11 protein-coding genes are annotated in these 16,235 nt (G+C 34.8%); 9 read left to right on the top strand and 2 right to left on the bottom strand.

The annotated features are described in order from the left end of the window. The first annotated feature begins 39 nt into the window (after positions 1-39). On the top strand, positions 40-1,365 hold the full coding sequence (locus tag Q0951_RS06105; RefSeq protein WP_299335467.1) for an anthranilate synthase component I family protein: 1,326 nt from the start codon (positions 40-42) through the stop codon (positions 1,363-1,365). Here Q0951_RS06105 and Q0951_RS06100 read toward each other — a convergent pair. Continuing rightward, positions 1,362-2,054 carry a hypothetical protein gene (locus tag Q0951_RS06100; protein ID WP_299335465.1) on the bottom strand — a complete coding sequence of 231 codons (693 nt, stop codon included), beginning with the start codon at positions 2,052-2,054 and terminating at the stop codon, positions 1,362-1,364. The genes Q0951_RS06105 and Q0951_RS06100 overlap by 4 nt on opposite strands. A 121-nt stretch (positions 2,055-2,175) precedes the next feature. Between Q0951_RS06100 and tilS the strand changes: the two genes are divergently transcribed. From tilS to Q0951_RS06075, 5 genes are all read left to right on the top strand, one after another. After that, positions 2,176-3,492 carry a tRNA lysidine(34) synthetase TilS gene (gene tilS / locus Q0951_RS06095; RefSeq protein ID WP_299335463.1) on the top strand — a complete coding sequence of 439 codons (1,317 nt, stop codon included), beginning with the start codon at positions 2,176-2,178 and terminating at the stop codon, positions 3,490-3,492. An 11-nt stretch (positions 3,493-3,503) separates the two neighbouring features. After that, positions 3,504-5,126, top strand: coding sequence for an adenine deaminase (gene ade / locus Q0951_RS06090; RefSeq protein ID WP_299335692.1), 1,623 nt, complete (start codon positions 3,504-3,506; stop codon positions 5,124-5,126). A gap of 66 nt (positions 5,127-5,192) precedes the next feature. Continuing rightward, positions 5,193-7,070 carry a CocE/NonD family hydrolase gene (locus Q0951_RS06085; RefSeq protein ID WP_299335461.1) on the top strand — a complete coding sequence of 626 codons (1,878 nt, stop codon included), beginning with the start codon at positions 5,193-5,195 and terminating at the stop codon, positions 7,068-7,070. A gap of 14 nt (positions 7,071-7,084) precedes the next feature. After that, positions 7,085-8,050, top strand: coding sequence for an alpha/beta fold hydrolase (locus Q0951_RS06080; RefSeq protein WP_299335459.1), 966 nt, complete (start codon positions 7,085-7,087; stop codon positions 8,048-8,050). 31 nt (positions 8,051-8,081) lie between these two features. Beyond that, entirely contained in the window at positions 8,082-9,548 is a 1,467-nt protein-coding gene (locus tag Q0951_RS06075; protein ID WP_299335457.1) for a T9SS type A sorting domain-containing protein, read from the top strand. Here the strand turns inward: Q0951_RS06075 and Q0951_RS06070 are convergent. Further along, complete coding sequence (locus Q0951_RS06070; RefSeq protein ID WP_299335455.1) at positions 9,545-11,017, bottom strand: DASS family sodium-coupled anion symporter; 1,473 nt, start codon at positions 11,015-11,017, stop codon at positions 9,545-9,547. The two genes, Q0951_RS06075 and Q0951_RS06070, sit on opposite strands and share 4 nt — an antisense overlap. Before the next feature lie 186 nt (positions 11,018-11,203). Here Q0951_RS06070 and Q0951_RS06065 point away from each other — a divergent pair, with 186 nt between their 5' ends. The 3 genes from Q0951_RS06065 (at position 11,204) to Q0951_RS06055 (ending at position 16,233) form a co-directional block, all read left to right on the top strand. Then, the gene (locus Q0951_RS06065) at positions 11,204-13,795 is read left to right on the top strand and encodes a hypothetical protein (protein WP_299335452.1); all 2,592 of its coding nucleotides are present in this window, start codon (positions 11,204-11,206) and stop codon (positions 13,793-13,795) included. A gap of 12 nt (positions 13,796-13,807) precedes the next feature. Then, positions 13,808-14,629, top strand: coding sequence for a hypothetical protein (locus tag Q0951_RS06060; RefSeq protein WP_299335450.1), 822 nt, complete (start codon positions 13,808-13,810; stop codon positions 14,627-14,629). 65 nt (positions 14,630-14,694) lie between these two features. Then, positions 14,695-16,233 (top strand): YifB family Mg chelatase-like AAA ATPase, encoded by a 1,539-nt coding sequence (locus tag Q0951_RS06055; RefSeq protein WP_299335448.1) that lies wholly within the window; start codon positions 14,695-14,697, stop codon positions 16,231-16,233. Positions 16,234-16,235 lie beyond the last annotated feature (2 nt).

Here is a 16,235-nt window from a genome sequence, read left to right as displayed (position 1 = left end):
TCTTAATAAATTTGAACTTTAAAATACTAAAGCGTCATCTTGAGAAAAACAACAACTACATCTATCAATAATGCTGAACAATATAAGCAAAAATTATTGACATGGAGTCAGCAATTTGATGAAGTTATTTGGTTAGATAGTAATGATTACGATGACAGGTTTGCCTCTTATGATGCTGTTATGGCAGTAGATGCCTTTACTATTTTTCAAACCGACTACTATGATGCTTTTGATCAATTAAAAGAATACCAATCGGCAACTAAAGACTGGATTTTTGGTTATTTATCTTATGATCTTAAAAATGATGTTGAAGATCTCTCTTCTAATAATTTTGATGGATTACACTTTCCGGAATTGTTTTTCTTTCAACCTAAAAAACTCTTTTTTTTAAAAGGAAATACACTAGAAACTCATTATTTGAATTTTGTTTCAGATGAGTTAGAACAAGACTTAAAGGCTATAGATTTAGTAGATTTTTCCAGATTGTCTATTTCGAATACAACAGATTTAGATGAGCCCATTTCCGAAGAACATAGAGTAAAAATCAAACTCAGAATTCATAAAGACGAATATTTTGCAAAGGTAAATGAGATGTTAGCTCATATTCATAGAGGAGATATTTACGAAGCCAATTTCTGTCAGGAGTTCTATGCTGAAGATACTGTTATCAATCCTCTGGAGACCTACAATAAGCTTAACAATATATCCAAGCCTCCATTTGCTACATTTTTAAGAGTTTATGATAAGTATTTACTCTCGGCCTCACCTGAACGTTACATAAAAAAAGAAGGCTTAAAGATTACTTCACAACCTATTAAAGGAACAGCAAAACGTTCAGCAGATAAAGTTAAAGATGATAAGTTGAAAACAGCGCTTTCAATAGATATTAAAGAGCGAAGTGAAAATGTTATGATTGTCGATCTTGTTAGAAATGACTTATCGAAAACAGCAACTAAAGGCAGTGTGGTTGTTGACGAACTTTGTAAAGTGTACACCTTTGATCAGGTTCACCAAATGATCTCTACAGTGCATTCTCAGGTCACTCAAAGCACACATCCAGTTGATATCATCAAGACAACTTTTCCTATGGGAAGTATGACTGGAGCTCCAAAAATATCGGCAATGAAAATCATTGAAGCGCTTGAAGAAACCAAACGCGGTTTGTATTCTGGAGCTGTAGGCTATTTTTCACCAGAAAACGATTTTGATTTTAATGTGGTTATAAGAAGTATTCTCTTTAATGAGACCAAAAAATATGTGTCCTATTCAGTTGGTGGAGCTATTACTGCTAAAAGTGATCCACTTAAAGAATATGAAGAATGCCTGATTAAAGCCAAAGCTATGCGTGAGGTTCTTGAAAACTAGTTGAGATTCTTTCTGAAACTTTTTTTAATGGCATTAAAAATACGTTCTATTCGTGTAACTTCTATATGCTTGATTTTTGCAATATCTTCAAAACTAAGTTTCCCAAAGACATATAAATCTACCACATCAGCAATTTGTGTGGGAAGCCAACTGTAAAAGCCACCAATGACCTTTTGTGATTTTTGCGGACTCAAATCTTCTATATCAAAGGTTTTTAACAATGACGAGTCTCTGTCTGTATATACAAATACGTGTTTGTGTTTATTGTCCTGAGCATATGAAATATCGTCAAAATCTTCGTTCATAATAAGGTCGAGGTCTGCATCTACAGAAAAGCGTTCTTCTAAACCATCTAATTCCTCTTGTAATATAGAATCTGTGCTTATGGTTTTATTATGAAATGCCTCTTTCTTAAATAGTGTATCCAGATCCTTATCCACTATAGAAAACAATCTGAGTTTAACCGCAAGTGCTTCATCGTCTATATTGTATCCACCTTCATACAATTCTAATATGGCTGTATCAATCATATCATTAGAACGATACATGTTTTTAGGTAAAATACCTGTTGATTCTGCTACATAAAGTCGGTGTTTTACATAAGGTTGTAAATGTTGTATTGCAGATAATACTTTTTTGTCAAACTCATCCTGAGTAGACTTATCCTGAATGTTCTTTAAAGTGCTCATATCAATCGATTTTGGTTATCAAAGTAAAGCTAAAGTAAACTTGAGAGTTTTCATATGATATTTATCAGCTTCATCTAAATTATAACACTGCTTAAGAAAAGCAAAGTTGTATATTTGAATTATGATTAACGCTTTTAAAAATCACATTCAAAACAACTTAAGTCTGCTTACAAAAAGTAAGCTGCTTATTGCTTGTTCGGGTGGATTAGACAGTGTGGTTTTAACACATTTATGTCATGAATTAGGATTAGATATTTCATTGGCTCACTGTAATTTTAACTTACGCGGAACTGAAAGTGATGAGGATGAAAGTTTTGTAATTGATTTAGCAGATCAACTCGATTTTGAAGTGTTTGTGGAATCTTTTAATACTGAAGATTACGCAAAAACACACAAGATATCTATTCAAATGGCAGCTCGGGATTTGCGTTATAATTGGTTTTTTGATCTTGCTGAAGATTTAAAGTTTGATTACATACTTACGGCACATCATGCTGATGATAACCTTGAAACCTTTCTGATCAATCTTACTCGTGGGAGCGGATTACATGGTTTAACAGGTATTCCTGAAAAAAATGATGCTATCATTAGACCGTTATTACCATTTACCAGAGAAGATTTGGAGTCTTATGCCAATGAAAAGAACTTAAGTTGGCGAGAGGATAGTAGCAATACATCTGATAAATACCTTCGGAATGCATTGAGACATCGAGTGATTCCTGCCCTTAAAGAGATTAATCCCGAAGTAATACAAGGTTTTAAACAAACCTTAAGTCACCTTAATGACTCAGCAGACATCGTTGAGGAAAGTTTAAACGCTGTAGCTAAGCGAGCTATTGTTGACATAGACGACGATTACATTACATTTAAAATTTCAGAATTTAAAAAGGTCAACAATGCAAAGGCATATATGTATGAAATGTTTAAGGATTATGGGTTTACAGCATGGAATGATGTTGTCAATTTATTAGATGCCCAATCGGGAAAGCAAGTTCTTTCAGAAACCCATCGATTGATTAAAGACCGGAAACATCTTATTTTAACAAATCGCGTTACTGAAACACACCAATCCATAGAAATCAGTGAGCAGGATAATAACTTACAAACTGGTATTGGAACACTGGTTTTTAATCAAGTCAATACCATTTCAAACGCTTCAAAAACCCAAATATTTATAGACAAGGGTAAACTCACTTATCCACTTGTGCTTCGTCAATGGCAAGAAGGAGATGCGTTTTATCCCTCAGGAATGAAAGGAAAAAAGAAACTCAGTAAATATTTTAAGGACGAGAAGTTATCATTAGTTGATAAGGAAAATATATGGTTGTTAACCTCTAATGATGATATTGTTTGGATTCTGGGAAGGCGAGCAGATGAACGATTTAAAGTGACTAAACAAACAACAAAAATTTTAAAAATAACACTAAAAGAGGTGTAACTGACTGCATGATAACATTACAAGGACAAATAGTCGATATTGAGAACCGACGAATCTATAAAGGAGAGGTTTCTATTGCCGAAGGGAAAATTGTAGCCATTGAAGAGAAACAACACGATAGTGAACACTACATTATGCCTGGATTTGTAGATGCGCATATCCATATTGAAAGCTCTATGTTGGTACCAAGTGAATTTGCTAGAATAGCCGTAAACCATGGAACTGTTGCTACAGTGTCTGACCCTCACGAGATTGCAAATGTTCTCGGTATTGATGGTGTGAATTTTATGATTAACAATGGTAAGCAAACCCCTTTCAAATTTAACTTTGGAGCACCTTCTTGTGTGCCCGCAACGGCTTTTGAATCGGCAGGAGCTGTTATTGATTCTGATGGTGTCAAACAACTAATGTCAAACCCTGATATTAAGTATTTAGCCGAAATGATGAACTATCCTGGTGTATTGTTTGATGATGCAGAAGTGCTTAAAAAAATAGCTTGGGCAAAGCATTACGATAAACCTGTAGATGGTCATGCTCCTGGTGTATTGGGTGATGACATCACAAAATATATCAGTGCTGGAATCTCAACAGATCATGAATGTTTTACTTATGAAGAAGGTTTGGAGAAACTTCAAAAAGGTATGAAAGTACTTATTAGAGAAGGGAGTGCAGCCAAAAATTTTGAAGCCTTGATCGACTTGCTTCCTGACTATTATGATAATATGATGTTTTGTAGTGATGATAAACATCCAGATGACTTGATTATAGATCATATTAATAAATTGTGTTCTAGAGCTGTAGCAAAGGGTATTGATGTTTTTAAAATACTTAAAGCAGCTTGTGTCAATCCTGTGAAGCATTACAATCTTGATGTTGGATTGCTAAACGTTGGAGATACAGCCGATTGTATTATTGTAGAAGATTTGAAAGATTTTAAAGTTCTGCAAACCTATATAGATGGTAGATTGGTTAGTGAAAATGGAATTTCAAAACTTAAGTCCTTGTCTTTTGAGGTACTCAATAATTTCAATACCAACCTAAAAAACGTCTCTGATTTTAAAGTGTCTTCAAATTCTAAAAGAATCAGAGTTATAGAAGCTTTGGAAGGTCAGTTAGTGACCAATGAGTTGATTGAGACTGCTACGATAGAAAATGGAAATTTAGTCTCAAATACTGAAACTGACATTTTAAAAATGACAGTCGTTAATCGATATAATGATGATTCGCCAGCTATGGCATTCATTAAAAATTTCGGTTTAAAGCAAGGAGCTATAGCATCGTCTGTTGGTCATGATTCGCATAATATTATTGCAGTAGGAGTAAGTGATGAGATGATTTGTAAAGCGGTTAATCTTATCATTGAAAACAAAGGAGGTATTTGTGCAGTGTCAGATTCCGAAGACAAAGTTGTACCACTACCTGTGGCTGGAATTATGAGTGATAAGGACGGCCAAACCATTGGTAATGACTATGCTAATCTGGATGCTATGGCCAAAACTCTGGGTTGCACATTAAATGCACCTTATATGACGCTTTCATTTATGGCTTTGTTGGTTATTCCTGCCTTGAAATTGAGTGATAAAGGCTTATTTAACGGGAAGACCTTTGAGTTTACATCTTTAGAAGTCTCTTAACATTTTGTTTCGATTTTTCACTTGTAGAATATGTATCTTTAGCTTTTTAAAAAATCTCCAACCATAATGAAAAAACTTTTTATTCTTGCTTTTATAGCAATCGCAATCGTTAATTGTAAACGTACTGAAGTTGTTGTAGAAGATGTTAAGACTGCTGAGGTCGAAGATACCTATGTTAAAGATAATTATACCAAGAAAGAGGTAATGATCGAAATGCGTGATGGTATAAAACTGCATACTACGATCTATTCTCCAAAAGACACCTCTAAATCCTATCCAATCCTTTTAAAACGAACTCCTTACAGCTGTAGACCTTATGGAGAAAATGAATTCAGCAAAAAGGTTGGACCAAATAAATATCTCATGGAAGAAGGTAATATTATGGTGTATCAGGATGTTCGTGGCCGATGGAATAGTGAAGGGGTGTATGACAATATGAGAGCGTTTATTCCCAATAAAACAGGAACACAAACTGACGAAGCCAGTGATACATATGATACCATTGAATGGCTGGTTAACAATATAGATCATAATAATGGTAATGTTGGAACTTACGGGATTTCATATCCGGGATTCTATGCTACTTACTCAGTGCTATCAGGCCATCCAGCATTAAAAGCAGCATCGCCTCAAGCGTGTATAGGCGATTTTTATTTTGACGATTTTATCCACAATGGAGCTTTTCTGTTAAGCTATTGGAGAGCAACTGCTGTATTTGGTTACATGAAAGATACACCAACAACAGAATCATGGTATGAGTTTCCAGATATTGGAACCGAAGATCAATATCAATTCTTTTTAGATGCTGGTCCGTTGAGTAACTTAGACCAGTACTATGATGAAAATAATGTGTTTTATAATCAGATAAAAAATCATCCTAATTATGATGAATTCTGGCAAAGTCGTGGCATTATTCAGCATTTAAATGATATAAAACCAGCAACAATGATTGTAGGTGGATTATTTGATGCTGAAGATCTCTACGGACCATTCAATACATATGAAAGCATCGAAGAGAATAGCGACAACTACAACACTGTAGTTTTTGGTCCTTGGAGTCATGGAGATTGGGCAAGAACTAGAGAGCGTCAAGTCATAGGGAATATTCATTTTGGAGATAACATTTCTGATTATTTTCAGAAAGAAATCGAAACACCATTTTTCAATCATTTCTTGAAAGGAGATGCAAATGGAAGTACAAATTTACCTGAAGCTCATATGTTTGATACAGGTAAGAAAGAATGGGTGAGTTTTGATACTTGGCCTCCAAAGAATGTTTCTAAAGAAAGCTATTACATGCAGCCTTATGAAAAGTTAACACAACGAGCTAACCGAATGATAACAACATCTGATTTTGTAAGTGATCCTAAAAAGCCAGTACCTTATAGTGAAGATATCAAAGTTGTTTTTACACCAAGAAAATTTATGACAGACGATCAAAGGTTTGCATCTAGACGTCCTGATGTGCTCACATTTGAAACTGAAATTTTAGAAGACGATATCACGCTTGCAGGAGATATTTTAACTAAACTAAATGTGTCTACAACAGGGACTGCTGCCGATTGGATTGTAAAAGTTATTGATGTATTTCCATCGGATATCGAAAATACCGAAGACGTTCAAGATCATCTCAAACTTAGCAATTATCATATGATGATAAGAAGTGAAGTCATGCGTGGTCGTTTCAGAAATAGCATGACTACCCCTGAGCCATTTGTGCCCAACCAAAAAACTGCAGTCAGTTTAAAGCTTCAGGATGTGTTTCATACTTTTAAAAAAGGACATAAGATCCAGGTTCAGGTACAGAGTACGTTTTTCCCATATATAGATGCTAATCCGCAAACTTATGTCGATAATATTTTTGAGGCTAAAGCAGAGGATTTTAAAGCACAGACGCATAAGGTGTATAACGATTCATCTATAGAATTCACAGTTTTAAAATAATAGCTAGCACTTAAATGCCAATAGTAGAGTCTAACTACAAGCCACCTTTTCAATTTAGAAACGGATTTATAGGAACAGTGTACTCCGGATTGATCCGAAAAGTCAATGGTGTAGAACAAATTCGCGAACGCATTGAAACTAGAGATCAGGATTTTTTAGATTTAGATTGGAGTTATGCTGAAGCCAAGTCAGATGCTGTGATTATTCTACTTCATGGTCTTGAAGGTCATGCGCAACGTCCATATATTACTGGAACAGCTAAGCTATTTAATCAGAATGGAATTGATGCCGTTAGTGTGAATTTTAGAGGCTGTAGTGGTGAAGATAATCGGTTTTATCACAGTTATCATTCGGGAGCCACTAACGATCTGGATGATGTAATTCAGCATTGTATTCAGAATAAAAACTACTCGAGAATTTACATCAAAGGCATTAGTTTAGGCGGAAATATCACACTCAAATACTTAGGTGAGGAGCGTGAGATTCCGAAGCAAATCAAATCGGCTATATCCATATCAGTTCCTGTGCATCTCATTGGCTCGGCAAGAGAGTTACATATGCCAAAGAACGCAGCGTTTGCAATACGATTCAGAAAACACCTAGTAGATAAGTTGAAAGTGAAGATCAAAAATTTTCCCGAACATATTACCCAGGAGGAAATTTTATCTATCAAAACTTTAAGAGACTTTGATGAAGTCTACACGTCTAAAGCACATGGTTTTAAAGATGCTCAGGACTATTATGAACAATGCAGTAGCTTACAATTTTTAAATGCTATTGAGGTCCCAACACTAGTGATCAATGCCTTAAATGATTCGTTTTTATCTCCAGAGTGTTATCCGATAAAAGAGGCTAAAGTCAATAGGAATTTACATTTAGAGATGCCAAAGTTTGGAGGTCATGTTGGATTTATTCAACCTGGAAACTTCTACTATAATGAAAATCGTGCTTTGGATTTTGTAACACAAATATCAAAATAGAACTTAAGTAATACTCTTTATAAAAATGAAAATGAAGTCAAATATTTTATTAAGCTTGGTCACACTGATGTCTTGTTGTCTAAATTCTCAAGTGCAAGTTGGTGATGATATAAATGGGAATTCTATAAATAATGCTTTAGGATGGTCAGTCGCAACATCAGGTGATGGACAAACTGTTGTGGTTGGCTCTCCAAACGCTACAATAAATGGTGATAGTTCAGGTAAAATACAAGTTTATCAATTTAATGGAACAAATTGGATACAGTTAGGTAATGATTTAGATTCTTATAATGAAAGTGATAATGCTGGTCGGTCGGTTGATATTACTGATGACGGAACAACACTCGTAATTGGGATACAGTATAGCGATTTGTTTGATATAAATGCTGGAAGTGTTCAAGTCTATGAATTTGATGGAACAGATTGGATACAAAAGGGAGTTACATTGAATGGAAGTGATGATAGTCATGAGTTTGGAACTAATGTTGCCATTTCTAATGATGGAAATAGAATTGCAGTTGGTGCGCCATATTTTGATAGTAATACAAATGGATTTGATACAGGTGCTTTAAAGGTGTTTGATTATGATGGAACACAATGGAACTTATCATTTGAAGTCGAAGGTGATACTGAGAATGATGTCTTTGGAGTATCTTTGGATATGTCAAGTGACGGTAATCATATTATATGTGGAGCTTCAATCAATGAGGATGGTACCTCAAGAGTAGGTTATGCAAAAGTATTTTCGTTAGTCAATTCTGCTTGGATTCAAACGGGTTCTACTATTACTGGTGAAGGACCAGCTATTTTCTTTGGAGCTTCTTCTGCAATATCCGACAATGGAAATAGAGTAGCTATAGGAAGTTGGGGAAATAATGAGAATGGAAATTTCTCTGGTGAAGTAGAGGTTTTTGAATTGAATGCTAATTCATGGGAGCCTCTAGGTTTAGACCTTCAAGGAGAATCTTCATTTGAACGTTTTGGGTGGTCTATTGATTTGTCAGGAGATGGAGAGACTTTAGTGATTGGTGCATATCAAGCTAATTATACTAAAATTTACAAGTTGGTAAATGATAATTGGAATCAAATAGGAAATACACTTTTTGGAATTAATGGGAATGATGAATTTGGGTATAGTGTAGATGTAACAACTGATGGGAATAAAATAGTAATAGGTGATCCTAGTAACGATAACTTAGCTAGTTTTGCTGGTTTTGCTCAAGTATATGATATTACAGAGTTGCTTTCTATTGAAGAGCTTGATAATCGTTTATTTTCGGTATATCCAAACCCAGCAAGTTCGGAGTTAGTTATTAAAAGTGTTTCTATGTTAAATAGGATAACTATTGTTGATTTCAATGGAAGAGTACTAAAACAAATTTCGGTAACAGACTCAAGGAGTGTCACTATTAATGTGTCCGAATTCCTTTCAGGAATCTATTTTCTTGATATTGAAGGTAAAGACCAAAGACAATCAGTTAAATTTTTAAAGAATTAATTTGGTTTCAATTCCTCAGGAAATTGGTTAACAACGATATTCCAAACTTCAGGTAACAAAAAGTAAACAAAGAGTGCAACGATAATAATCGAGATGATGTTCATGACAATCCCTTTACTCACCATATCAGGAACTCTCAAATAACCAGATCCAAAAACCACAGCATTTGGAGGTGTTGCTACAGGAAGCATGAATGCACAGGAAGCGGCAACAGCTGCACCTACCATCAATACAAATGGATGAATATCTACCGTTAAAGCCATAGGTGCCAACACAGGTAATAACATGGCTGTTGTGGCTAGGTTTGAGGTGATTTCAGTTAAGAAATTAACAGCTGCTACAAGTAAAAGTATTAGTAAAATTGTAGTGACACCTTGTAAAGCTGTCATTTGATTACCAATCCATTCTGCAAGACCACTAATTTCAAAACCTTTGGCTAATGCCATTCCACCACCAAATAGAATGATGATTCCCCAAGGTAGTTTTACGGCTTCTTCCCAATTGATGATTTGTTCTTTTTTATGTTTCGCCGGAATCAAAAATAGAAGAATGGCAAAGAAGATTGCTATAATAGTATCATCGATAGCAGTAAACCATCCTTTTAATATGAATGATCTGGTGATCCAGCAAAAAGCTGTCAAACCAAAAACAAATGCGACAATCTTTTCCTCATAGCTTATCGTTCCCAGAGATTTTAGAAGACGTTTGATCTCTTGCTTTCCGCCGGGAAATTCGGTCTGTTTGAATGTAAAAGCAAATCTGGTAAGATAGATCCAACAGATGGATAATAACAATAATGAGATAGGAAACCCGAAAATAAACCACTGAGAAAACGTGATTTCATAATCGTAAATATCTGAAATTACACCAGCTAAAACAAGGTTAGGAGGTGTGCCAATTAATGTTCCAATACCTCCAATTGAAGCACTATAGGCAATGGCTAGCATGAGTGCTTTTCCGAAAATCATATTTTCATTTTCAGCAGTGTTTGGGTTGTCTTTAAGTTGTTTGATGATTGCAATACCAATAGGAAGCATCATTACAGAGGTAGCTGTATTTGAGATCCACATGGATAAAAACGCTGTAGCAACCATAAAACCTAATATGATCTTTTTTACATCGCTGCCAATTATATTAATGATGTTAAGAGCTATGCGTTTATGAAGATTCCATTTTTCTATAGCTATGGCAATAATGAATCCGCCTAAATAGAGAAATACAAATTTATGTCCGAAAGCACTAGTAGTCGTATTTAGGTCTAGTCCGCCAGATAGTGGAAAAAGAACAATAGGTAAGAGCGCTGTAACAGCAATTGGAATGGCCTCTGTGATCCACCAAATGGCTATCCAAGCTGTTGATGCCAGAATCGCATTAGCTTGGGGAGACAGCCCTTCAGGTTTAAAAAATAAAATGATTAATGTAAAGAGCGTTGGCCCTAAGACTAATCCAATACGTTTAGAGAGGCTCATATAAGCAATACCTTAGATTTTGTAAATATAAAATAATGTATTTCGACTTGAAATAAATTCTCTAATTTAAAAGTTCACATGACTTGTGAGCTAATATTTTTTTGTAAATTACAGTCATAATACTCCCTATAGAATATTAAAATTAATCCTTGTTGACGCTAAGAGTAGTAATTTTAAAAAATTATCATGTTTTTAAAAAATATAGGGAAACTGATTCTTCGGTTTTTAAATTTTGTTAATAATCTCGTATCTGCATTTGGTAAATTTGGTAAATCATCTTACTTGAGTTTATTGTTTTTGGGTATTATATTGTTAATGGTTCAAGCATTAGAACAAGCCAATACACTTCTGGTAGATATGATAGAGAACGACATGTGGTCTCTCATGTTTTGTTTTGTTGTGATTTCTGTTTTTGCCTCAGTTCTGGCGCATTATCCGAGATATATTTATTATGCAGAAAATATAAATAATAGTCGTGACGATCACCAATGGTATGTTTACAAATGGTTAAGCTATCCAATTTTTATTTTTTCTAAAATTGATAAGACCAATTACAAAGAAGATTTTAAAGCGAAATATTTCAGACATTGTCTCGGTTTAGTGATTTTTATTATCTGGCATTATTACATCTATCAAACCTTCTATCCTAAATTGGTATTCAGTGGTTATGATATCACCACAATAAAAAGTATTTCATTACTGCTTTCTGTGATTCCTGCTCTTGTATTAATTGCTTTGTTAGATCAGTTTGATGTGTATCAAGAAAAACTAGCCGAAGCCGTTGACGATGATGCCATAGATAAGATCAAATCTCAAAAGAAAAGATTCTATTCGTTAGGTGTCACAGCCTTATTGCTCTCTATTGTATTTGTGATTATAGTTGGATTGATTGTTATTTTTTCACTCAAATTTAGTTTAGCTGGTTATTGGTTACTTCAGGTTTTTACATTTTTATTGGCATTTATGTATATCCTTTTTAGAGTTTTCAGGGTCTATGTGATTGCTGTGTACTACAAGCTAAAATGGATTAGTAATAGTGTTGGTTACCTCAGGTATTATTTGGTATTTGCTTTTGCCGTTATTCTCTTTTTAATCTATAGTAATTTTGCGGTATTTTACAATTGGAAACTATCCAATGCCATGCTCATTCTACTGAGTTACTTTTTCATCATTTATTACACATTAGCATGTTTACTGAAGTACTTTTTTATGATCTCTATTTTTCAAACTCAGAAGAAAGATCTTGAGAAAAACCCTCTTGTTACTGATAAAAGTTATTTGTATAATTCTAAGGTATATCCAGAGAACAGACACAAGTTATTGCCATTAAAAAAGCAAAAAAAGTTTTCTAATAGAAGACGTTTAATTGCCTCAGCTATTACAATGCTCATCATTGTTTTATGTATTGTTTCTTATAATGCCGAAAGTGCAATTCACGAGCTAAAAGTTTATGATAGTGTCTCTAATGAGAACGTTCTCGAAATGAAAGAATTTAAAGCCAAACTCAGAGAGCGAAAAACGAAACCTTTGTTTTTTGTGGCTTCTCATGGTGGTGGATTGAAAGCCAATATCTGGACTATGAAAGTGCTTAACGAGATCCAAATTCAATCTGATGGCGAATTTCTGGATCAGACTGTATCGCTTTCCGGAGCTTCTGGTGGCATGATGGGCTTGTCGTTATATTCGGTTTTAGATGGTAGATACAATAATGATTACAAACGAATTGCCAATAAAATAGATGAAGTGGCTAAAGAGAATTTTGCATCAAAAGATTTGGCACTTACTTTCGGTTATGATTTTATTAGAAAGGTATATCCATTCAATAAAATTAATCCATATAAAGATCGCTCATATTACTCTATGGTCACTTACAGGAATATTTTGGAAAGTCAAACGTCTATGGAGTTAGACTCTATGTCCTTTAATTCATATTGGAAAACTAATATTTATGATAATGCTAATGGTTATTTTCCATCATTAATAATTAACACAGCCAAAACGAATGGAAAACGAGGTGTGTTTTATTCGGTTAAATATCCTAGAGAGACCACATTATTTTTTAATTCAGATAATCTATCACAGTTACATAATGGTGCAATAGCTTATTATGAAGCGATCTCTTCAACAAACAGGTTTCCTGCATTAAGTCCGGCAGCTAAGATCAAAAATTACGGACACTACATTGATGCTGGTGCTATTGATAATAGCGGATTACTCAGTTCATTAGATCTCTATAATTACATACAAAAAGATACGACGTTGAGTCGCACCAAAAAAGTATTTGTAGAGATCATTAACGGTCGAAACAATTACATATGGTATCTCATTCAAAAATTTCAAAAACAAAGTGGGATTACTCATTTAATGATGGATGAAAAGGAACAGGATAATATTGTAGCAGACCTTAAGACAGGACTCAATCTTGATAAAATACCAAATTACCTGAGTGATTTTATAAACGATAGAGATAAGGGAGAATCTATGACTTATATTCCGATCTATTTACCATTTCAGATCGAATTGGAGGAGGTTCAAGATTTTTTAGGAGCCGATGAGCTTACAGATTCTAACCAGATTATAGAGCTTAAATATTTTTTAGATGTTGAAAATGCTAAAGTCAAAAAAGAGCTAGATGATAATGGTGCAGTCTGGAAAACCTATGAACCAACTCTAGCCAGACATTTAAGTACAAGTACCATCAAATATTACGATAGCGTTATTCAAAGTGAACTAATTTCAGAACAAATACAAGCAATTAATCAATTGTTAAACAACTAGAATCAAAATAACATGAAGACAATAAATGCCATTAATAACATTGCATTACATTATGCCAGATTACCTCAGCATCCATATGGAACACCTGGGAAACTTCACGATTTTAGAGTAGAGGAGAGTTTCTTAACAGTGTTAGAATCTGCATTAAAAGAGGTGTTTGACCATTGTCCGTTAGGTACTCCAAATATCATTACGTGTGCAGGAATCTTAGTCAATAAGCCAGGACATCATGGTTTGGGGAAAGCCTTTGATCTCGATGCTATTTTTTGGGATGATCATCAATTGGTGACTAATAATTTCATTCATCAAAAAGAATTGTATTTAGGAATCGAATCGTTTCTTCGGAAGCATTTTGGTATTGTACTTAATCATCTCTATCCTAATCATGCCGATCACTGGCATGTAGATACAAGTGTTATAGTTGATTATCACGAATCATCACAGTCCGAAACCCTATACCTTCAAATGGTGTTGCATTATATCTACGGAAAGCCAGTAATTATTGACGGTATTTCTGGTCCGCAAACCAGAGCATTCACAAGAGAAGTGTTTAATCGTCTGAATATTAATACACCAATCACCACTAAAGTCAATTACCTCAAGTTTTTGGAAATCACAGGAAAGATTGCTTTTAAATTATCTAAAGAAAAAGTAACACCAATTCAATTGCTTGAAAATCTTGAAACAGTTGTCGATAACTTACAAACTGCAGATAAACATGCTGTGAGTCAGGCACTCAACTCGTTTTTATTTCATGACGATACGTCATCTTGGTTGAATACAATTGATGATGATCATGATCTTGAAGCTGTAATTGACAGTGTGCTTTCTTAAGTAAAAGGCTTAATTAGTATAGAGATTTGTAGAATATTTTCTATATTTAAAGAAATATTCTATCTATGCTCAAAAAAGTCTTTGGAAGTGCCGTTTTTGGTGTTGAAGCCACTACAATTACTGTAGAGGTTAATATTGATTCTGGAATAGGTTACCATCTGGTTGGATTACCTGATAATGCTATTAAAGAAAGTAATTTTCGAATTGCTGCAGCACTTCAAAACAATGGCTATAAAATTCCTGGGAAAAAGATCATAATCAATATGTCACCTGCCGATCTTCGTAAAGAGGGCTCTGCCTATGATCTCACTTTAGCTATTGGAATCCTTGTAGCGTCCAAGCAAATAAAAGCAGAACAACTGGATGAATATCTCATCATGGGTGAATTATCACTTGACGGAAATTTGCAACCTATAAAAGGAGCGCTCCCAATTGCAATCAAAGCCAAAGAAGAAGGGTATAAGGGATTTATTCTTCCGAAGCAAAACGCTAAAGAAGCTGCTATTGTTGATGGCTTGGATGTTTATGGTGTTGACAACATCATTCAGGTGATTAACTATTTTGATAAAGCCCAACCTTTAGAACAAACAATCATTAATACACGAGAGGAGTTTTATAAGAAATTGGATTTTCCAGAATTTGATTTTAGTGATGTCAAAGGTCAGGAAAGCATTAAGCGTTGTATGGAAATTGCAGCAGCTGGTGGGCATAATATTATTTTAATAGGTCCGCCAGGTGCAGGAAAAACGATGTTAGCAAAGCGTTTACCTAGTATTTTACCACCAATGACATTACATGAAGCTTTAGAAACAACCAAAATTCATTCAGTAGTAGGTCGAGTCAAAGCGCATACAGGTTTGATGTCTCAGCGTCCATTTAGAAGTCCGCACCATACTATTTCCAATGTGGCTTTGGTTGGTGGTGGCAGTTATCCACAACCAGGTGAAATTTCCTTATCACATAATGGTGTTTTGTTTTTAGATGAATTGCCAGAATTTAAGCGGGAGGTTTTGGAAGTCATGCGTCAACCTCTGGAAGATCGAGAGGTTACGATTTCGAGAGCTAAGTTTACCGTTACTTATCCATCGTCGTTTATGTTGGTAGCGAGTATGAATCCGAGTCCTAGTGGTTATTTCAATGATCCTAATGCACCAGTAACATCGTCTCCTGCGGAAATGCAACGGTATTTGAGTAAGGTGTCTGGACCCTTATTAGATCGTATAGATATTCATATTGAAGTGACACCAGTACCTTTTGATAAATTGTCTGATGATCGAAAAGGGGAGTCTTCAGTCGAGATTCGGAAACGAGTAACTGAGGCCAGAATGGTACAAACCTTACGTTTTTCTTCTTCGGAAACTGTACATTATAATGCACAAATGAATACGAAACAGATTAGAAAGCATTGTAAGTTGGATAACGCATCTATGACCTTGTTAAAAAACGCGATGGAACAACTGAACTTATCGGCAAGGGCTTATGATCGTATTCTTAAAGTGTCGAGAACCATTGCAGATCTGGAAGGTTCTGAAACTATTAATGGTACTCATATTTCCGAAGCCATACAATATCGCAGTATGGATAGGGAAGGTTGGTTGGGGTAATT

It is taken from the genome of uncultured Psychroserpens sp., assembly GCF_947501425.1.
GTDB lineage: Bacteria > Bacteroidota > Bacteroidia > Flavobacteriales > Flavobacteriaceae > Psychroserpens.
This window is presented reverse-complemented; position numbering and strand designations above follow the sequence as displayed.

What these genes read in the sequence shown, in the direction of transcription:
- Q0951_RS06100 (WP_299335465.1), bottom strand. Translation starts at nt 2,054, where the DNA reads ATGAGCACTTTAAAGAACATTCAGGATAAGTCTACTCAGGATGAGTTT.
- tilS (WP_299335463.1), top strand. Translation starts at nt 2,176, where the DNA reads ATGATTAACGCTTTTAAAAATCACATTCAAAACAACTTAAGTCTGCTT.
- Q0951_RS06085 (WP_299335461.1), top strand. Translation starts at nt 5,193, where the DNA reads ATGAAAAAACTTTTTATTCTTGCTTTTATAGCAATCGCAATCGTTAAT.
- Q0951_RS06080 (WP_299335459.1), top strand. Translation starts at nt 7,085, where the DNA reads ATGCCAATAGTAGAGTCTAACTACAAGCCACCTTTTCAATTTAGAAAC.
- Q0951_RS06075 (WP_299335457.1), top strand. Translation starts at nt 8,082, where the DNA reads ATGAAGTCAAATATTTTATTAAGCTTGGTCACACTGATGTCTTGTTGT.
- Q0951_RS06070 (WP_299335455.1), bottom strand. Translation starts at nt 11,017, where the DNA reads ATGAGCCTCTCTAAACGTATTGGATTAGTCTTAGGGCCAACGCTCTTT.
- Q0951_RS06065 (WP_299335452.1), top strand. Translation starts at nt 11,204, where the DNA reads ATGTTTTTAAAAAATATAGGGAAACTGATTCTTCGGTTTTTAAATTTT.
- Q0951_RS06060 (WP_299335450.1), top strand. Translation starts at nt 13,808, where the DNA reads ATGAAGACAATAAATGCCATTAATAACATTGCATTACATTATGCCAGA.
- Q0951_RS06055 (WP_299335448.1), top strand. Translation starts at nt 14,695, where the DNA reads ATGCTCAAAAAAGTCTTTGGAAGTGCCGTTTTTGGTGTTGAAGCCACT.